This window comes from Streptomyces sp. RP5T, assembly GCF_003933965.1.
Lineage (GTDB): Bacteria > Actinomycetota > Actinomycetes > Streptomycetales > Streptomycetaceae > Streptomyces.
In genome coordinates this window covers 13,438-30,736 of record NZ_RSAJ01000036.1, presented here as the reverse complement: position 1 = coordinate 30,736, position 17,299 = coordinate 13,438, and the positions used below count along the sequence as shown (strand labels likewise).

The 17,299-nt window shown below is 71.5% G+C and carries 12 protein-coding genes and 1 pseudogene; 2 read left to right on the top strand and 11 right to left on the bottom strand.

Annotated features, from left to right (window positions below; all coding sequences use genetic code 11):
• Positions 1 to 3: 3 nt before the first annotated feature.
• Complete coding sequence (locus EHS43_RS06545) at positions 4 to 609, bottom strand: PadR family transcriptional regulator (RefSeq protein WP_125189584.1); 606 nt, start codon at positions 607 to 609, stop codon at positions 4 to 6.
• Between the two features lie 93 nt (positions 610 to 702).
• Here EHS43_RS06545 and EHS43_RS06540 point away from each other — a divergent pair, with 93 nt between their 5' ends.
• Positions 703 to 1,407 carry an ABC transporter ATP-binding protein gene (locus EHS43_RS06540; protein WP_260470410.1) on the top strand — a complete coding sequence of 235 codons (705 nt, stop codon included), beginning with the start codon at positions 703 to 705 and terminating at the stop codon, positions 1,405 to 1,407.
• 5 nt (positions 1,408 to 1,412) lie between these two features.
• Positions 1,413 to 4,238 carry an FtsX-like permease family protein gene (locus EHS43_RS06535; protein ID WP_125189583.1) on the top strand — a complete coding sequence of 942 codons (2,826 nt, stop codon included), beginning with the start codon at positions 1,413 to 1,415 and terminating at the stop codon, positions 4,236 to 4,238.
• A gap of 135 nt (positions 4,239 to 4,373) precedes the next feature.
• Here EHS43_RS06535 and EHS43_RS06530 read toward each other — a convergent pair whose 3' ends face one another.
• The 10 genes and pseudogenes from EHS43_RS06530 to narH all read right to left on the bottom strand — a co-directional run bounded on the left by EHS43_RS06530 (position 4,374) and on the right by narH (position 17,298).
• Positions 4,374 to 5,702 (bottom strand): class I SAM-dependent RNA methyltransferase, encoded by a 1,329-nt coding sequence (locus EHS43_RS06530; protein WP_125189582.1) that lies wholly within the window; start codon positions 5,700 to 5,702, stop codon positions 4,374 to 4,376.
• A 55-nt stretch (positions 5,703 to 5,757) separates the two neighbouring features.
• Positions 5,758 to 7,803, bottom strand: coding sequence for an APC family permease (locus EHS43_RS06525; protein WP_125189581.1), 2,046 nt, complete (start codon positions 7,801 to 7,803; stop codon positions 5,758 to 5,760).
• 702 nt (positions 7,804 to 8,505) lie between these two features.
• A complete protein-coding gene (locus EHS43_RS06520) occupies positions 8,506 to 8,856 on the bottom strand; it encodes a metalloregulator ArsR/SmtB family transcription factor (protein WP_125189580.1) in 351 nt (116 codons plus the stop codon).
• A 178-nt stretch (positions 8,857 to 9,034) separates the two neighbouring features.
• Positions 9,035 to 10,756 (bottom strand): SulP family inorganic anion transporter, encoded by a 1,722-nt coding sequence (locus EHS43_RS06515; RefSeq protein WP_260470409.1) that lies wholly within the window; start codon positions 10,754 to 10,756, stop codon positions 9,035 to 9,037.
• A gap of 149 nt (positions 10,757 to 10,905) precedes the next feature.
• Positions 10,906 to 11,496 (bottom strand): hypothetical protein, encoded by a 591-nt coding sequence (locus EHS43_RS46245; protein ID WP_185806136.1) that lies wholly within the window; start codon positions 11,494 to 11,496, stop codon positions 10,906 to 10,908.
• 3 nt (positions 11,497 to 11,499) lie between these two features.
• A complete protein-coding gene (gene ctaD / locus EHS43_RS06505) occupies positions 11,500 to 13,212 on the bottom strand; it encodes a cytochrome c oxidase subunit I (protein WP_125189578.1) in 1,713 nt (570 codons plus the stop codon).
• A 372-nt stretch (positions 13,213 to 13,584) separates the two neighbouring features.
• A pseudogene (locus tag EHS43_RS06500) lies at positions 13,585 to 14,052 on the bottom strand (hypothetical protein); the annotation flags it as partial.
• Positions 14,053 to 14,186: 134 nt separating this feature from the next.
• Positions 14,187 to 14,954, bottom strand: a complete 768-nt coding sequence (gene narI / locus EHS43_RS06495) for a respiratory nitrate reductase subunit gamma (RefSeq protein WP_125189577.1) — start codon at positions 14,952 to 14,954, stop codon at positions 14,187 to 14,189.
• Positions 14,951 to 15,613 (bottom strand): nitrate reductase molybdenum cofactor assembly chaperone, encoded by a 663-nt coding sequence (gene narJ / locus EHS43_RS06490; protein WP_125189576.1) that lies wholly within the window; start codon positions 15,611 to 15,613, stop codon positions 14,951 to 14,953. Before narJ ends, narI begins: the two co-directional genes overlap by 4 nt.
• A complete protein-coding gene (narH, locus tag EHS43_RS06485; protein ID WP_125189575.1) occupies positions 15,610 to 17,298 on the bottom strand; it encodes a nitrate reductase subunit beta in 1,689 nt (562 codons plus the stop codon). The genes narJ and narH overlap by 4 nt, the downstream gene beginning before the upstream one ends.
• Position 17,299: the final 1 nt, after the last annotated feature.

Here is a 17,299-nt window from a genome sequence, read left to right as displayed (position 1 = left end):
CTCTCATCCCGCCCTGCCCCTCGGAGCCTCGTCGGCGTCGCCCCGTGCCCGTGAGGCTGAGCGCTCCGGCGCCTGCGCGCTCTGTGCCGTGGCGAGCGGGCCCAGATGCTGTGCGGCGCTGTCCAGCAGTCCCAGGTCGGCCTTGGTGTGCGCGATGGCGGCGTCGATCAGGACGGCGACCAGCGGCTCGTCGGCGTGGGCGCGGCGCTGCTGCGCCAGGCCCGCAAGCTCGGACAGGTACGTCTGCCGCTGCGACTCGATCAGTGTGGCCAGGGCCTGCGGGCCCAGCGCGACAGCGCCGAGGAGCTTCAGGAACAGTTCGTCGCGGAAGCCGCCGACGCGCACCCAGGCGGTGGTCGCCCACGAGCGCAGCTCGGCCTCGCCCGCCTCGGTGAGCGTGTAGAGGTTCTTGTCGGGCCGGTCGGTCTGCGTGACCTGCGAGCGCGAGACATAGCCGTCACGGACCAGCCGTTCGAGGATCTGGTAGAGGTGACCGATGTTCAGGCCGCCCCACTGCGGGCCGACGGCCTCCTCGAACCGGGCCTTGAGTTCGTATCCGTGATTCGGTCGCCGGGTCAGCAGCGCGAGCACGGCGTGGTGGAGCGGCATACACGTCCCTTCTACATTGTGACAACATACCCCTGAATTGTCGCAATGCAGGAGCGGCGACGTGCCGCGATGTACGAGGGCGAGGCTGCATCAATGGCTGTGAGCGTGGCGTTGCGCGGGGTGAGCCGTCGGTATCCCGGCCTGACCGCTCTGGACGGGGTCGACCTGGAGGTCGCGGCCGGCGAGGTGGTGATGCTGACCGGGCCGTCCGGCGCCGGCAAATCCACCGTCCTGCATGTGACGGGCGGCATGGACCAGCCCGACGAGGGCCACGTCGAGATCGACGGCACACCACTGGTGCCCCGGGACCTGGACCGTCACCGGCGGCGTGTCGGCTTCGTCTTCCAGCGCTTCCACCTGCTGCCCGCGCTGACCGCGCTGGACAACGTGCTCGCCCCCGTCCTCCCGCGCAGAGTGGACTTCGACCGGCGTGCGCGCGGCATGGAGCTGCTCGAAGCCGTCGGCCTGGGCCGGAGGGCCGATGCCCTGCCCTCGCAGTTGTCGGGCGGCCAGCAGCAACGCGTCGCCCTCGCACGCGCGTTGATCAACCGGCCGGGACTGTTACTGGCCGATGAGCCCACGGGCAACCTGGACAGCGTCATCGGGCGGGAGATCATCGACCTGCTGATGTCGCTGCGCGAGCGCTACGCGATGACGATGCTGATCGCCACGCACGACGCGGAGGTCGCCGCGGGCGGCGACCGGGTGGTGCGGCTGCAGGACGGCAGGATCACCTCGGACCAGCGGATCACACCGTCCGGCGACGTGCTGCACCGGTTGGGGGGCCTGCGCCCGTGATGGCGATGATCCTCGATCAGTTACGGCGGCGGCGCGGACGCGCGCTGGCCCTGGCCGCGGGAATCCTGGTGGCGGCGACCAGTTTCACCCTGCTGACCGCGACGGTGAGCACGAGCCAGGCGACCACCGTGGGCACGGTACGGAAGAACGCACGGTCCGCGTACGACGTCCTGGTACGCCCGCCCAACTCGCAGACGGACGTGGAGCGGCGGAGCGGTCTGGTCACGCCGAACTTCCTGTCCGGGACGTTCGGCGGCATCACCATGGACCAGTACCGGCGCATCCGCGGCATGGCCGGGGTGGACGTGGCCGCGCCGGTCGCCAACATCGGCTACCTCATGGTGGCGAGCACCGTCACGGTGGACGTGTCCCGCTTCCTGGACGGCAAGGCGTCCCGGCAGATCCTGCGGATCAGCCCCACCCTCACCTCCGGACTGGGCAGCTACCGCACCTCGGACGAGTACGTCTACCTCACCCGCTCCCCCCTGACCTCGGCATCGGAGTCGGACGGCCTCTTCGAGTCCGAGACCCTGGAAGCGGGTGCGGCCGACAAGAGCACCCAGCGGTACCGGATCAAGGGGAAGTACGACGTCTGCTTCTACTTCAACTGGGACAAGACCGAGCAGACCGAGTTCAACCTGGACCTGCCGCTGAAGCCGAACATCATCGCCGAGGACCTCAGGGACAGGTCGCCGTTCGACCCGGACCTGAGTTCGCGGATGAACTGCCAGTCCGGCCAGGACAAGGCCACGATCGATGTTCCGGTCAGTTACCCCGTGCTGCTGGCCGCCGTCGACCCGGTGGCCGAGGACCGGCTGGTGGGCCTGGGCGGCACCATCGTCTCGGGCCGCATGCTCACCGAGCAGGACAAGCCGTGGAAGGTGTCGGGCGCCAAGAGCGTCCACGGACGGCACGACTCCTACATCCCGGCGCTGCTCAGCGACACCCCGCTGACCACCGGCACGCTCGACGCCACGGTCGAGCGGCTCGACGTCGGCGACCCGGCCGAGCTGCCCTCGAAACTGGGCAACCCGACAGCCGCCGGCTTCGTCCGGAGCCTGCACGGCACCACGGTGGGCAAAACCCGGATCGACCTGAGCAAGGGCTACCGGAAGGCACTGAGCGAGGACTCCTTCGACACCGGGGCCTACTGGACGGTCGGCCCGGTCACCTACCGCCGGACCTCCGACGGTGACCTCGCCGCGCAGTCCCAGCCGCCGCAGAAGCCCGGCCTGTGGATCACCAACTCGAACCGGCAGCCGTTCCCCAACGTCCCCGAGGAGAACCACCAGGGCACCCAGTACCGGAAGGTGACCAGCCACGCCGCCACGGACTGCATCGGACTGGGGACCTGCGACGGTGTGGACTCCGGACGCCTGCCCAATCCCTTCGTCCACCTGGTCGGCCGCTACGACACCGGCAGACTGCCCGGCTTCTCACCCCTGTCCGACACCCCGTTGGAGACCTACCAGACGCCGCAGGTCACCGGTGCGGACAGCGCTACCCGGGCGAGGCTCCGGGGCAAGCCGCTGCAGCCCGACCGCAACCTGGGCGGCTACGTCAGCCCGCCGCCCACCATGCTGACGACGATGGACTCCATCACCGCGCTCACCAAGAGCCGTCGGGTCCCGAGCGTCCAGGAAAAGGCGCCGGTCAGCGCGCTCAGGATCCGGGTGGCAGGAGTGACCGGCGTCGACACCGCCTCCCGGGCGCGGGTGAACGCGGTGGCCGGGAAGATCCGGGCCACCTACCCCCGGCTCCAGGTCGACGTCACCGTCGGCAGCTCGCCGGCACCGCAGACGGTGGCACTGGGCGACTCGGCACAGGTGACGGAGCGTTGGGTCGCCAAGGGCGTGGCACTGCGCATTCTCCGGGCGGTGGACACCAAGAGCGCGGTGCTCTTCGTGCTGGTCCTCGTCGTGTGCGCGCTCTTCCTCGGCCAGGCCGCGCTGGCCTCGGTGCGCTCACGTCGCACCGAGATCGGCACGCTGCGCTGTCTCGGCTGGAGCGGTGGCGAAGTGCTCCGCCTGGTCCTCGGCGAACTGGCGCTGATCGGCCTCGCCGCCGGAACCGTGGGCACGGGGCTCGCGTACGTGCTGGGCCGGGTGCTGGGCCAGCCCGAAGCCGGCGCAAAGTCACTCCTCGTACTCCCGGTCGCGCTCCTCCTGGCCACGGCGGCGGGCCTGATCCCCGCCTGGCTCGCCACCCGGCTGGGACCGATGGAAGCCGTCCGGCCCCCGGTGACGGCGGCCCGCCGCGCGCACCCGGTGCGTTCGGTGGCCGGACTGGCCATGCTCAATTTGCTGCGGGTGCGGGGCCGCACGCTGCTGGGTGCGACAGGGCTGGCGCTGGGAGTGGCCGCCTTCACTGTGCTGCTCGCCCTGACGCTGGCCTTCCGGGGCGAGGTGGCCGGGTCGCTGCTCGGCAGTGCCGTGGTGGCGCAGGCACGCGAGGCCGACTACCTCAGCGTCGCCCTCTCCCTGCTGCTGGGCGCCGCCGGCGCCATCGACGTCCTGGTCGTCTCGCAGCGCGAACGCGCCGCCGATCTCGCGGTGCTGCGGGCGACCGGCTGGACCAACCGCGAGCTGGCGAAGCTGACCCTCTACGAGGGAGTCGGACTGGCTCTGCTGGGCGGCCTGTCCGGTGCGGTGGCCGGTCTGGCCGGGGTGCTGACCCTCGGCCGGGGCGTGCTGCACGGTCACCTGTTCCCGGTCGCCGGCGCCGCGCTGCTGGCCACGCTCGCGGCGACCGCCCTGGTGGTGGCGGCTCTGACGGTGCCGATCCGGGGGCTGTCCCGGATCGCCCCCGCCCACCTGCTCGCCGCCGACTGAGCCGACGGACGTCCGCGGTCGTGCCCTCCCCTGTCAGCGACAGCCCTCCGTATCGGCTCACGTCGCCGGACACCCATCGGTGGATCCGTTGCCGAGGGGGGCGCCGGTCAACGGACGCCCACGGAAAACGGCAGATCAGAGCCCCTTTGCTGCGGGCTCCAGGATCGCCACGCACTCCATGTGATGCGTCATCGGGAACAGGTCGAACACCCGAAGCGTCCGCACCCGGTACCCCCCGTCCCGGAAGTACGCCAGGTCCCGGGCCAGTGCCGCCGGGTCGCAGGCGACGTAGGCGATGCGCCGGGCGCCCAGCGACGACAGGTGCTCGACCGTCTTGCGGCCGGCCCCCGAGCGCGGCGGGTCGAGGACGATCAGGTCGACCTCGGTGATGCCGGTGCGCGGCAGGACGCTCTCGACCTTGCCCTGCTCGATGCGGACCCGGTCGAAGGAGGCGAGGTTGTGGCGGGCGTCCTCGACGGCGCGCTTGCCGGACTCGATACCGAGGACCGCGCCTTTCTCGCCGAGCCGGTCGGCCAGCGCCCCCGCGAACAGGCCGACGCCGCAGTACAGGTCGAGCGCCATCTCGCCCTTGCGCGGCAGCAGGCCCTGCATGACCGCCTTGACCAGGGTGTCGGCCGCCTGCGGGTGGACCTGCCAGAAGCCGCCGCTGCCCACCCGGTGGGTGCGGCCGTCGGCCCGCTCGCGCACGAAGGCCCGGCCGTGGACGCGGTGGATGCCGCCGTCCTTCTCCTCGACGCGCATCACGGAGACGGGCTTGTCGAGTTCGACGAGGGGCAGGCGCGCGCCCGGCCTGGGCTCCAGGATGACCATGCGGTCCTGGGAACCGGTCGCCGCGATCGCCTCCACGGACGCCATCCCGGACCAGTCGCGCTTCTCGATGCCCAGCTCGCTCACGCCCGGCGCGGCGATCATGCAGTGCTCGATCGGCTCGACCTCGTGCGAGCGGTGGCGGCGCAGCCCGGCGTTGCCGTCGGCGTCCACCGCGTACTGCACGCGCGTGCGCCAGGCAGGCACCTCGCCGGCCGGCAGCTTGTCGCCCTCGGCCGGCATCACGGTGCCGTCCCAGCCGGCCTCCTCGGGGGTGAGACCGGCGAGCCGCTGCAGCTGCTCGGCGACGACCTCGCCCTTGAGGCGGCGCTGCGCACCCGGCTTCGCGTGCTGCCAGTCGCAGCCGCCGCAGCGCCCGGGACCGGCGTAGGGACAGGGCGCCTCGATGCGGTCCTTGGACGCCTCAAGGATCGTCACCGCGTCGGCACGCAGGAATCGCGCGCCCTCCTCGCCCTCGGTGACCCGGGCCACGACCCGCTCACCGGGCAGCGTGTGCCGGACGAACAGCACCTGGCCGTCGTCCGTGCGGGCGATGCAGTGCCCGCCGTGGGCGACGGGGCCGACCTCGACCTCGAACTCCATCCCCACCAGCGATTTCTTCGGTTCTGCCTGCACGGTGGGGTGACTCCAAAAAGGTGAGGGACACGCGTCGGGACAACAGCCGACCAGTCTACTTCGGCGCCGAGGACTCCTTCGCCCGCTCGGCCGGACCGCGCCGCACCGAACCCGGCGCGTTCCAGTCCTGCCGCCTGCGGGCCCGCAGCTTCGCCGCCTCCGAGGACTGGAGCTGGTAGGGCACCGAGGTCACCATGACTCCGGGTGTGAACAGCAGCCGGCCCTTGAGCCGGAGCGCGCTCTGGTTGTGCAGCAGGTGCTCGTACCAGTGGCCGACCACGTACTCCGGGATGATCACGGAGATCGCGTCGCGCGGCGACTCCTTCCTGAGCCCCTTGACGTAGTCGATGATCGGCCGCGTGATCTCGCGGTACGGCGAGTCCAGCACCTTCAGCGGTACGTCGATCCCGCGCCGCTCCCACTCGGCGCGCAGCGCCTTGGTCTCGGCCGGGTCGACGTTGACGCTCAGGGCCTCCAGGGAGTCCGAGCGCATCAGCTTGGCGTACGCGAGCGCCCGCAGCGCCGGGCGGTGGATCTTGGAGATCAGGACGACGGAGTGGACGCGGGAGGGCCGGAGGCTGTCGTCGCTCGGGCCCTCGGGCGCTGCGAGCTCCTCGGCGACGCGGTCGTAGTGCTTCCGGATCGCCGTCATCGTCGCGTAGAAGATGCACATGCCCAGCAGGGCGACCCAGGCGCCGTGCGTGAACTTGGTGAACAGGACGACGACCAGGACGAGCCCGGTGAAGAAGGCGCCGAAGGCGTTGATCGCGCGGGAGCGGATCATGTGGGTGCGCTTGGCGGCGTCCTTCTCGGTCGCCAGGTGGCGGTTCCAGTGCCGGACCATGCCGGTCTGGCTGAGCGTGAAGGACACGAACACGCCGACGATGTAGAGCTGGATCAGCCGGGTCGAGTCGGCGCCGTAGATCCCCACCAGGAGTGCGGCGGCGCCGGCCAGCAGCACGATGCCGTTGGAGAAGGCGAGGCGGTCGCCGCGGGTGTGCAGCTGGCGCGGGAGGTAGCGGTCCTGGGCGAGGATCGAGCCCAGCAGCGGGAAGCCGTTGTAGGCGGTGTTCGCGGCGAGGAACAGCACCAGCGCGGTGGCCGCGGCCAGCACGACGAACAGGAAGCTGCCCTTGCCGAAGACGGCCTCGGCGACCTGGGAGATCACGGGGTTCTGGACGTACCCCGGGCCGAGCGGGACTCCGCCGTGGAAGAGGTCCTTGCCCGGGTTCTCGGCCATGCGGACGTTGGTGGCGGCGGCCAGCGCGATGATGCCGCAGAACATGGTGACGGCGAGCAGACCCATCATCGCGAGGGTGGTCGCCGCGTTCTTGGACTTGGGCTTGCGGAACGCCGGCACGCCGTTGGAGATCGCCTCGACGCCGGTCAGGGCGGCACAGCCGGAGGAGAAGGCCCGCAGCAGCAGGAAGACCAGGGCGAATCCGGCCAGGCCTTGGTGCTCGGGCTTGATGACGTAGTCCGCCGTCGGGGCCCGCATGCTGTCGCCCAGGACCAGTCCGCGGAACGCGCCCCACGCGATCATGGTGAAGACGCCCGCGACGAAGATGTACGTGGGGATCGCGAACAGGGTGCCCGACTCGCGCACGCCGCGCAGGTTCATCAGGGTCAGCAGCACGATCACGCCGATCGCGCAGGCGACCTTGTTCTCGACGACGAAGGGGATCGCCGAGCCGAGGTTCTCCACGCCGGAGGAGATCGACACCGCGACGGTGAGGACGTAGTCGACGAGCAGCGCGCTGGCGACCGTCAGGCCCGCCTTGGGGCCGAGGTTGGTGGTGGCCACCTCGTAGTCGCCGCCGCCGCTGGGGTAGGCATGCACGTTCTGCCGGTAGGAGGCGACCACCGTGAACATCAGCACGACGACCGCGACGGCGATCCAGGGGCTGAAGTGGTACGCCGTCACGCCCGCGATCGAAAGGACCAGCAGGACCTCGCCGGGCGCGTACGCCACGGAGGACAGCGGGTCGGAGGCGAAGACGGGGAGTGCGATGCGCTTCGGCAGGAGCGTTTCCCCGAGCCGGTCGCTGCGCAGTGCGCGCCCGATCAGGATCCGTTTGGGCACGTCGGTCAGTTTGGACACAACAGTGAAGCGTAAGCGTTCGAACGGACGAACAACCACCCGGCACCCCGCCTCTGCTCTCCGGGTGAAATCCGGGTCGGCTCCGGCTACGGATTCCGCAGGTGAGCGAAGTGGCGTGCCTATATGACAGGACCCCGCCCAGCCAGCCCCTCTACCGGCCCCGGAGGTTCCATGCACACGACCGCAGAGCTGATCGGCGCCGCGGCCGCTCTCGTCGGCCTCGGGTTCCTGACCCTCGCGAGCGTCCGCAGCATCAGCCGCCGCTGAGTCGGGGCGGTCGGGGAGCGCATGCGCCGAGCTGGGATCAGGTGGTCCCGGCGAGTACCCCGGCAACCCGCCTCCGGCGCGGTCCGGAGACGGCGTACGACCGTCCCAGGGCCTTGGCCGAGCCGGGCGGTGGCCCGGGCAGGTGCAGCAAGCAGGTCGCGACGGCCCTCCGAAGGCCCGGGCCGAGCGGGCGGTGGCCCGGGGCAGGTGCAGCCGGTCGCGGCGAGCGGACGCGGGCCCGCACTCCTCGGCCCCGGACGCCGGGCCCGGCACGCCGCGTGGTCCGGTCACGCTCCCGTGGCCGGGCCAGGATCTCCTCCGGTCCGCGGCCCCCTGGGCCCGTCGACATCCACCGGTACGACGTCGGCGGCCCCGCTCCCGGCCCCGTGACCGGCGTTCTCGGTCCCGCGGGCCGGTTCCGTGCGACGGGCCTCGCTAGGACGGCGGTCTCACCTCGGCCTGGGCCGCCTGGAGGTCGGCGAGCAGTTCGGCCTGGCCGGCCAGGACCCCGGAGAGGATCGTCCGTGCGACGCGGAGCAGTTCCGCGATGTGGGGGCTGGTCAGCGAGTAGTACACGGTCGAGCCCTCCTTGCGGGTGACGACCAGGTTCGCCCGGCGCAGCACCGCCAGCTGCTGGGAGAGGTGAGCGGGTTCGATGCCCACCTCGGGCAGCATCTCGGCGACCGCGTGCTCGCGCTCGCTCAGGAGCTCCAGGACCCGGATGCGTGCCGGGTGACCGAGCGTCTTGAAGAACTCGGCCTTGAGCTGGTACAGCGGCGCGGTCACGGCGCCACCTCCTCCCCGGCACAGGGCCACGCCCGCACCGGAGCCGCCTTCCCGCGCACCGCGCGTCGCATCCACTCACCCACCGACTTCATGCGGCACATCCTTGCGTACGCCACCGGCCGGGGCCGAACCCGCAGTCCGTGCCCGCCTCTCCGACGGTGCAGTACGGGAAGCGTGCTCATCGCGCTGTTCCGGTACCGGTGCCCGGGCTCGGCGTCCCCGCCACGGTGGCACCGGGCAGGACTCCGGCCGTGGCCAGGTGGTCGCGGGCGGCGCGGATCGCCTCGGGGGTCGTGGCGTACTCCCGGCCCTCGTGTCCGAGCAGTTCGAGCGCGCCGACGGCCTCCAGGACCTGGCGCTGGCCGGAGCGTATGCCCGAGGCGAGGACGAGGATGCCGCGCCGGTTCAGTTTCTCCACCGCGTCCTTGAGGACGAGGGCGCCGGTGGCGTCCATGGTCGACACGCGCGACATGCGCAGGATCACGACGCGGACGTCGGCGACCTCGGTCAGCTCCAGCAGGAAGCGGTGGGCGGCGGCGAAGAACAGCGGGCCGTCGATGCGGTACGCCACGATGTGCTCGGCCAGCAGGGCGTGTTCCTCGGCGCTGTGGTCGCCCCGGTCGAGCGGGACCTGGTCGAGACGGGCCTGCTTGGCCACGGCACGCAGGGCGAGGGCACCGGCCACGACCAGGCCGATGATCACCGCGTACACGAGGTCGAGGGCCAGGGTCGCGGCGGCCGTGAGGACGAGGATCAGCGCGTCGGAACGGGTCGCCCTGGCCATCGCCCTGAGCGAGCCGACCTCGATCATGCGCAGGGCCGTGGCCAGCAGGACGCCGGCGAGCGCGGCCAGCGGGATCTTCGAGACCAGAGGGGCTGCCGCGAAGACGATCACGGCGAGGACCGCGGCGTGGGTGAGGGCGGCCAGGCGGGAGCTCGCGCCGGTGCGGACGTTGACGGCGGTGCGGGCGATCGCGCCGGTCGCGGGGACACCGCCGAAGAGCGGCGCGAAGATGTTGGCAACCCCTTGTCCGAACAGCTCACGGTCGGGGTCGTGCTTCTGCCCGACTGTCATGCCGTCCGCGACCGAGGCGGAGAGCAGGGACTCCAGCGCGGCCAGTGCGGCGACCGCGACCGCCGGGGTGAGCAGCGAGCCCAGGGAGCCGGGGTCGAGGAAGGACAGCGAGGGCGCGGGCAGCCCCGCGGGCAGGTCGCCGATCGGCTTGGCCGCGTCCAGTCCGGCGAGCTGCGCGACGAGCGTCGCGGCGATCACGGCCAGGATGGAGACGGGAACCGTGGGCCGCCACCGGGCGCCCGCCAGCATGACGGCGGCGACGGCGACCGCGAGGCCGACGGCGGTCCAGTTCGGGGACTTCGCGAACTCCTCGACGGCCCGCCAGGTGACGACGAGGACGCGGTCGCCCTCGGGCTTGGGCACGCCGAGCGCGTTCGGGATCTGTTGGAGGCCGATCACGCAGGCGATGCCGAGGGTGAAGCCCTCGACGACGGGTGCGGGCACGTACTGCATGTACTTGCCCGCCCGGAGCGCGGCCAGCGTCACCAGCATGACGCCTGCCATCAGTCCGACCGTCAGCACACCGCTCGCCCCGTACCGGCCGACGATCGGCACCAGGACGACCGTCATGGCTCCGGTCGGTCCGGACACCTGGAGGTTCGATCCGCCGAAGACGGCGGCCAGGGCGCCCGCGATCACGGCGGTCGCCAGGCCCGCCGCGGCCCCGAGCCCCGAGGAGACGCCGAAGCCGAGCGCGAGCGGCAGTGCCACGACGGCCACGGTCAGCCCGGCGAGCAGGTCACGGCGCGGATCGCGGCGGGTCTCCGCGAGATCGGAGCGCGTGGGCAGCAGCGCGGTGATCCGGGCCCCAACGCGAACGGACACGATCCCTCGGCTTTCTTACGAGCCCCGCCGCGAGGAGGCGGGTGCGAAAGTGCCATGACCAGGCCATCTGCGATCACAGCAAATACAGCATCTAACCAATTGCGAAATTTGGCAACTCTGCATCACGCGGGTCCGACGCCCCGTACGCGTCACGCGGGCCCGACGCCCCCCTCGTGCGGGGCACGGGCGCGGCCCGGCGTCGTGGGCCCGCCCGCCGTGTGCGACACGGTGACCGCGAGGGCGAGGAACACGCCGATGACCACGGCGGGAACCGCGGCGGCCACCAGCCAGTCCAGGCCGCCCTCGGGCCCCGCGGCCACCAGGAGAGCCGCCGTGGCCGCCGCGACGGCCAGCCCGGAGCCGAGGAGGCCGGCGAACGCGCAGCGTGCCCGGTCCCGACCCGCGCCGTGCGGGGGCGGAGCCGGCTCCAGGGCCGCCCAGTCGCGGGCCGTCTCCCTCGCCTCGCACCGGCGCTGCACACCGGCGCGGATCCGGAGACCGGCCGTACCGGCGGCGCCCGCCACGGCCGCCGCGCACGGCACCGGCCACAACGTGCCCGCGAGGAGCAGCAGGGCGACGGCCGCCGCGGTGCCCCAGCCGGTCAGGCAGGCCACGGCCGCGGTACGGCGGAACACGGGACGGTCGTCCCCCGCGCGCAGGTCGGCGAGGGCGGGCAGGTACCAGACGCAGCCGGAGACGGTCACCAGGGCGATGCCCAGCCCCGGCACCACGTGGGCCATGGCTCAGCCCGCCATGTCGAGTTCGGCGATCTCCGGGTGGTGCAGGTCGAACGCCGGGGATTCTGAGCGGATGCGGGGCAGCGAGCGGAAGTTGTGCCGCGGGGGCGGGCAGGAGGTGGCCCACTCCAGGGAGCGGCCGTAGCCCCACGGGTCGTCGACGGCGACCGGCTTGCCGTACTTGGCGGTCTTCCAGACGTTGTAGAAGAACGGCAGGAGCGACAGCCCGAGCAGGAACGAACCGATGGTGGACAGCGTGTTGAGGGCGGTGAAGCCGTCGGCGGCCAGGTAGTCGGCGTAGCGGCGCGGCATGCCCTCGACGCCGAGCCAGTGCTGGACGAGGAACGTGGTGTGGAAGCCGACGGTGAGCGTCCAGAAGGTGATCTTGCCGAGGCGCTCGTCGAGCATCTTGCCGGTCATCTTCGGCCACCAGAAGTGGAAGCCGGCGAACATCGCGTACACGACCGTGCCGAAGACCGTGTAGTGGAAGTGCGCCACGACGAAGTACGAGTCGGAGAGGTGGAAGTCCATCGGCGGGGACGCGAGGATCACGCCGGTCAGGCCGCCGAAGACGAAGGTGATGAGGAAGCCGGTGGCCCACAGCATCGGCGTCTCGAAGGACAGCGAGCCCTTCCACATCGTGCCGATCCAGTTGAAGAACTTCACACCGGTCGGGACCGCGATCAGGAAGGTCATGAAGGCGAAGAAGGGCAGCAGGACACCGCCGGTGACGTACATGTGGTGGGCCCACACCGTCACCGACAGGCCGGCGATGGCGATCGTCGCGCCGATCAGGCCCATGTAGCCGAACATCGGCTTGCGGGAGAAGACCGGGACGACCTCGGAGACGATCCCGAAGAAGGGCAGCGCCAGGACGTACACCTCGGGGTGGCCGAAGAACCAGAACAGGTGCTGCCACAGCAGGGCGCCGCCGTTGGCCGCGTCGAAGACGTGCGCGCCGAACTTGCGGTCCGCCTCCAGCGCGAACAGCGCCGCCGCCAGCACCGGGAAGATGATGAGGATCAGGACGCCGGTCAGCAGCACGTTCCACACGAAGATCGGCATGCGGAACATGGTCATGCCGGGCGCGCGCATGCAGATGATCGTGGTGATGAAGTTGACCGCGCCGAGGATGCTGCCGAAACCGGAGAGCGCCACCCCCATGATCCACAGGTCGGCGCCGAGACCCGGCGAATGCACGGCGTCCGACAGCGGGGCGTACAGGAACCAGCCGAAGTCGGCGGCGCCGCCCGGAGTCAGGAAGCCGAACGCGGCGATCGACGAGCCGAACAGGAAGAGCCAGTAGGCCAGCATGTTCAGCCGCGGGAACGCCACGTCGGGGGCGCCGATCTGCAGCGGCATGATCCAGTTGGCGAAGCCCGTGAACAGCGGCATGGCGAACATCAGCAGCATGATCGAACCGTGCATCGTGAACGCCTGGTTGAACTGCTCGGCGGACATGATCTGCAGTCCGGGGCGGGCGAGTTCGGCCCGCATCAGCAGCGCCATCACACCGCCGACGATGAAGAACACGAACGCGGTGACCAGGTACAGCGTCCCGATCCTCTTGTGGTCGGTGGTCGTCAGCCACTCCACCCACGTCGGGCGCGTGGCTCCCGCGCTCGGCGCTCCGGTCCTCTCGTCGGTCGTCCTGGCGGTCGCGGGGACTTCGGTCCCCGTTCTCGCGGTCTGCGCCTGACGTATCTGTGCCTCGTCCACCGGACGGCATCCTCCCCAGCTGATCAAGTCGTCGGCGGGCCGGGAAGTGCCGTGGGACGGGATGTGGACCCGGCCCTTCCCGGCCGCCGCCACATGATCCGTCGCGAGCCCCCGGGGCCGGATAGGGCCGAACAGTCCCTGTGCGGGCCTGCCCTTGGGCCCAACGGCCCCTTCGCGTCGCCGTGTCGGCGAAGCGCGGCGGACCGACCCGCCCGGGCCCGCAGGCCCGCGGACGTCAGGCGGTCCGACGGTCGGTCAGGTGGCTTCCGCGGCAACGGCGGACGGGCGCGGCGCCGAAGGGAACGGCAGGTGAGGGAGGATGCCCAGCCGGCGATCGTCGGCCCGTCGTACCGGTACGACGGGTGTCGCCCCGCGCGCGGCCCCCTGCGGCCACAGCACCTCGACCGGGACACCCCGCCCGCGGGCGTAGGCGACCAGATGCGCGGTGGCGTCGCTGCCGCTGGAGGGAGAGCCGTCCCAGACCGCCAGCAGGCGCTCGCACTCCGCCACCAGCCGCTCGTCCGCGACCACGCACGCGTCGCGGTCAGCGGGATCGTAGGCCAGCAGACGCACCTGCTGAGCGAGGGTCAGCAGCTCACCGGTCGCCGGCCGGTCGCGCTTCGGCAGCAGCGCGGGAACCAGTCCCTGCGTGGGCGTCACCACGACCAACGGTCGCCCCGCCGCCCGTACCGCCCGCCCGAACGCCACCGGCACGCCCGCGCCCGCGCGGACCAACCCCGGCGTCCGCCCGGGGTGCCGTGCCAGCAGCTCGCGCAGCCCGGCCTCCACCAGCTTCAGCGTGTCCGGAGTCAGATCGGCGTGCCCGATCGCCGCGATCATCTGCCACTCACCTTCCTCCCGTACGGGGCTCTCGCTCTCCGCACCGGTCCCGCGACCGTGGTCTCAGTGAAGTCAGTGGCGCCGAGGGGCGACAAGGGCCGAACGGCCCTGGCAGGGCTGCGGGCTCGCGGGGGTCAGCGCGTGCGCTCCCAGCCGCGGCGGGGCGCCCGGGTGCCGAGCCGGGCGTCGCGGCTGCGGTAGACGATGTAGGGGCGGGTGAGGTAGCCGAGCGGTGCGGTGAGCATGTGGACGAGGCGGGTGAAGGGCCAGGCCGCGAACAGCAGGAGCGCGCTGATCGCGTGCAGCCGGAACAGGACCGGGGCGCCGGTCATCAGGCCGGGTTCGGGCTGGAGACGGAAGATGCCGCGGAACCACGGGGAGATGGTCTCGCGGTAGTCGTATCCCCCGCCGACGGCGTTGGCGGCCACCGTGGCGGACAGGCCGAGCACGATGGTCACCGTCAGAAGGACGTACATCGCCTTGTCGTTGCGGGTGGTGGCGGAGAAGACCGGCCCGACCGTACGGCGCCGGTAGATCAGGATGGCCAGCCCGCCCAGCGTGGCGACGCCGGCGACCGTCCCGAGGACGACCGCGCCGACGTGGTACGTGTGCTCGCCGATCCCGACCGCCTCGGTCCAGCTCCTGGGGACGACCAGGCCGCCGATGTGGCCGAGCAGCACGACCAGGATGCCGAAGTGGAACAGCGGGCTGCCGATGCGCAGCAGCCGCCTCTCGTACAGCTGCGAGGAGCGGGTGGTCCAGCCGAACTTGTCGTAGCGGTAGCGCCAGACGTGACCGAGGACGAACACGGCGAGGGCGACGTAGGGCAGCACGACCCACAGCAGGATGCCGCCGGTGCCGGCCTCCGCCGCCGTCGCGAGGGACTGCGCGGGCGCGGTCATCGGGGACCTCCTACGACGGGGTCGGGCAGGAACACGGGCGAGGCGTACGGGTCGAGGCCGACCTGTTCCTCGGGCGGCCCCTGGGCGGCGAGGCGCAGGACGGCTTCGCGCTCGTCGCCGGCGAGGGCGGGCAGGGTGGCGGAGACCGAGTCCAGCACAGGTGCCCAGGGCGAGCCGTCGTCGGTCAGGGCCAGACGCAGCAGCTCCAGGCCCGCGCGGTGCTCGGTGAGCAGACCCGCTCCCGCACCCGGTTCGGTGGCGGCGAACTCCAGGACGACGGCGAGGTGGTCGGGCAGTTCGTCGTCGCCCAGGCGCCAGCCGGCCGCGCCGTAGGTCTGCTTCAGCCGGAGCAGGGCGAGCCCGCGCTTGCGGGTGTCGCCGTGCGCGTAGTAGGTGAGGTAGGGGCAGCAGCGTTTGCGGTGGTCGAAGGTTTCGACGTAGGCGGTGGCCAGATCGGCGGACGCGGTCCGCCCGGCGTGTGCGGTGAAGCGGAACAGGGGGCGGGCCACCGGGTCCGGGAGGGCGGCGGCGACCCGGCCGGCCAGGGCCAGGTGCTGCTCGAACCGCTCGTCGGGGTAGCCGAGCAGCAGGGACTGGATCTGCCAGGCGTACGGGTGCCAGGGCTTGGTGCGCGGTGGGCGCGTGGTCTTCCTTCTCATGGCTTCGGCTCGGCCTCCCCGCTCGTGACCCCGTCGGCCGGGTGGTCCGGGAACAGGCCGGGCGGGGACCCCTTGCCGTCCCAGTTGAGGAGGTTGACGCGGCGGGCCCTGCCGGTCGGGGCGGCGGGGGTGTCGGAGGTCTGCCGCTCACGCAGCAGGTGGAAGTTCTCCACCGCGACGGGGGCCGGCCCGCCGGAGGTCTCACCGAAGGGACCCGAGCCGCCCATGCCGGGGCCGCCCTCGCGGTCCAGGCTGCACTCCGTGGCCAACTCCTCCAGGCTGTGGGCCTGTTCGGCGTGCGCCGGGGGGATGACGTACCGCTCGTCGTACTTGGCCAGGGCCAGCAGCCGGTACATGTCGTACATCTGCTCCTCGCTCATGCCGACCTGCTCCGGGATGGCGGCGTCGGGTTCCCGGCCGAGGTTGATGTCGCGCATGTAGGAGCGCATGGCCGCCAGGCGGCGCAGCACGGCGTCCACCGGGGCCGGATCGCCCGCCGTGAACAGCTGGGCGAGGTAGTCGACCGGGATGCGCAGCGCGTCGACGGCGGCGAACAGGGTGCGGTGGTCCTCGGCGTCCCGGCCGGTCTCGCGCACGGCGTCGACGACCGGGGACAGCGGCGGGATGTACCAGACCATGGGCAGGGTGCGGTACTCCGGGTGCAGCGGCAGGGCGACCTGGTAGCTGTTGATCAGGGCGTGCACCGGGGAGCGCTGGGCGGCCTCGATCCAGTCGCGGGGGATGCCCGCCCGCTCGGCGGCCCGTACGACGTCCGGGTCGCCGGGGTCCAGGAAGACCTCGCGCTGGGCCTCGTACAGGCCCTTCTCGTCAGGGGTGGACGCGGCCTCGAGGACACGGTCGGCGTCGTAGAGGACGAGCCCGATGTAGCGCAGACGGCCGACGCAGGTCTCGGAGCAGACGGTGGGCAGGCCGACCTCGACGCGCGGGAAGCAGAAGGTGCACTTCTCCGCCTTGCCGGTGCGGTGGTTGAAGTACACCTTCTTGTACGGGCATCCCGTCACGCACATCCGCCAGCCCCGGCAGCGGTCCTGGTCGACCAGGACGATGCCGTCCTCCTCCCTCTTGTAGATGGCGCCGGAGGGGCAGGAGGCGGCGCAGGACGGGTTGAGGCAGTGCTCGCAGATGCGCGGCAGATAGAACATGAACGTCTGCTCGAACTCGAACCTGATCTTCTCCGAGACCTGGTTCAGCAGCACGTCCCGCTCACTCGTCGCCGCGGAGCCGCCGAGGTCGTCGTCCCAGTTCGCCGACCAGGAGATCTTCATGTCCTTGCCGGTGATCAGGGACTGGGGGCGGGCGACCGGGGTGTGCTCCTGCAGCGGGGCGTTGGTCAGGGTCTCGTAGTCATACGTCCACGGCTCGTAGTAGTCGTCGAGGGTGGGCAGTACGGGGTTGGAGAAGATCTGGATCAGTTTCCTGAACCGGCCGCCCGCCTTCAGCGCGAGGCGGCCCTCCTTGTTGAGTTCCCAGCCGCCCTTCCAGGTGTCCTGGTCCTCGTAACGGCGGGGGTAGCCCTGTCCCGGGCGGGTCTCGACGTTGTTGAACCACACGTACTCGACGCCGGTGCGGTTGGTCCACGCCTGTTTGCAGGTGACCGAACAGGTGTGGCAGCCGATGCACTTGTCGAGGTTCATCACCATCGCCATCTGGGCCATCACGCGCATG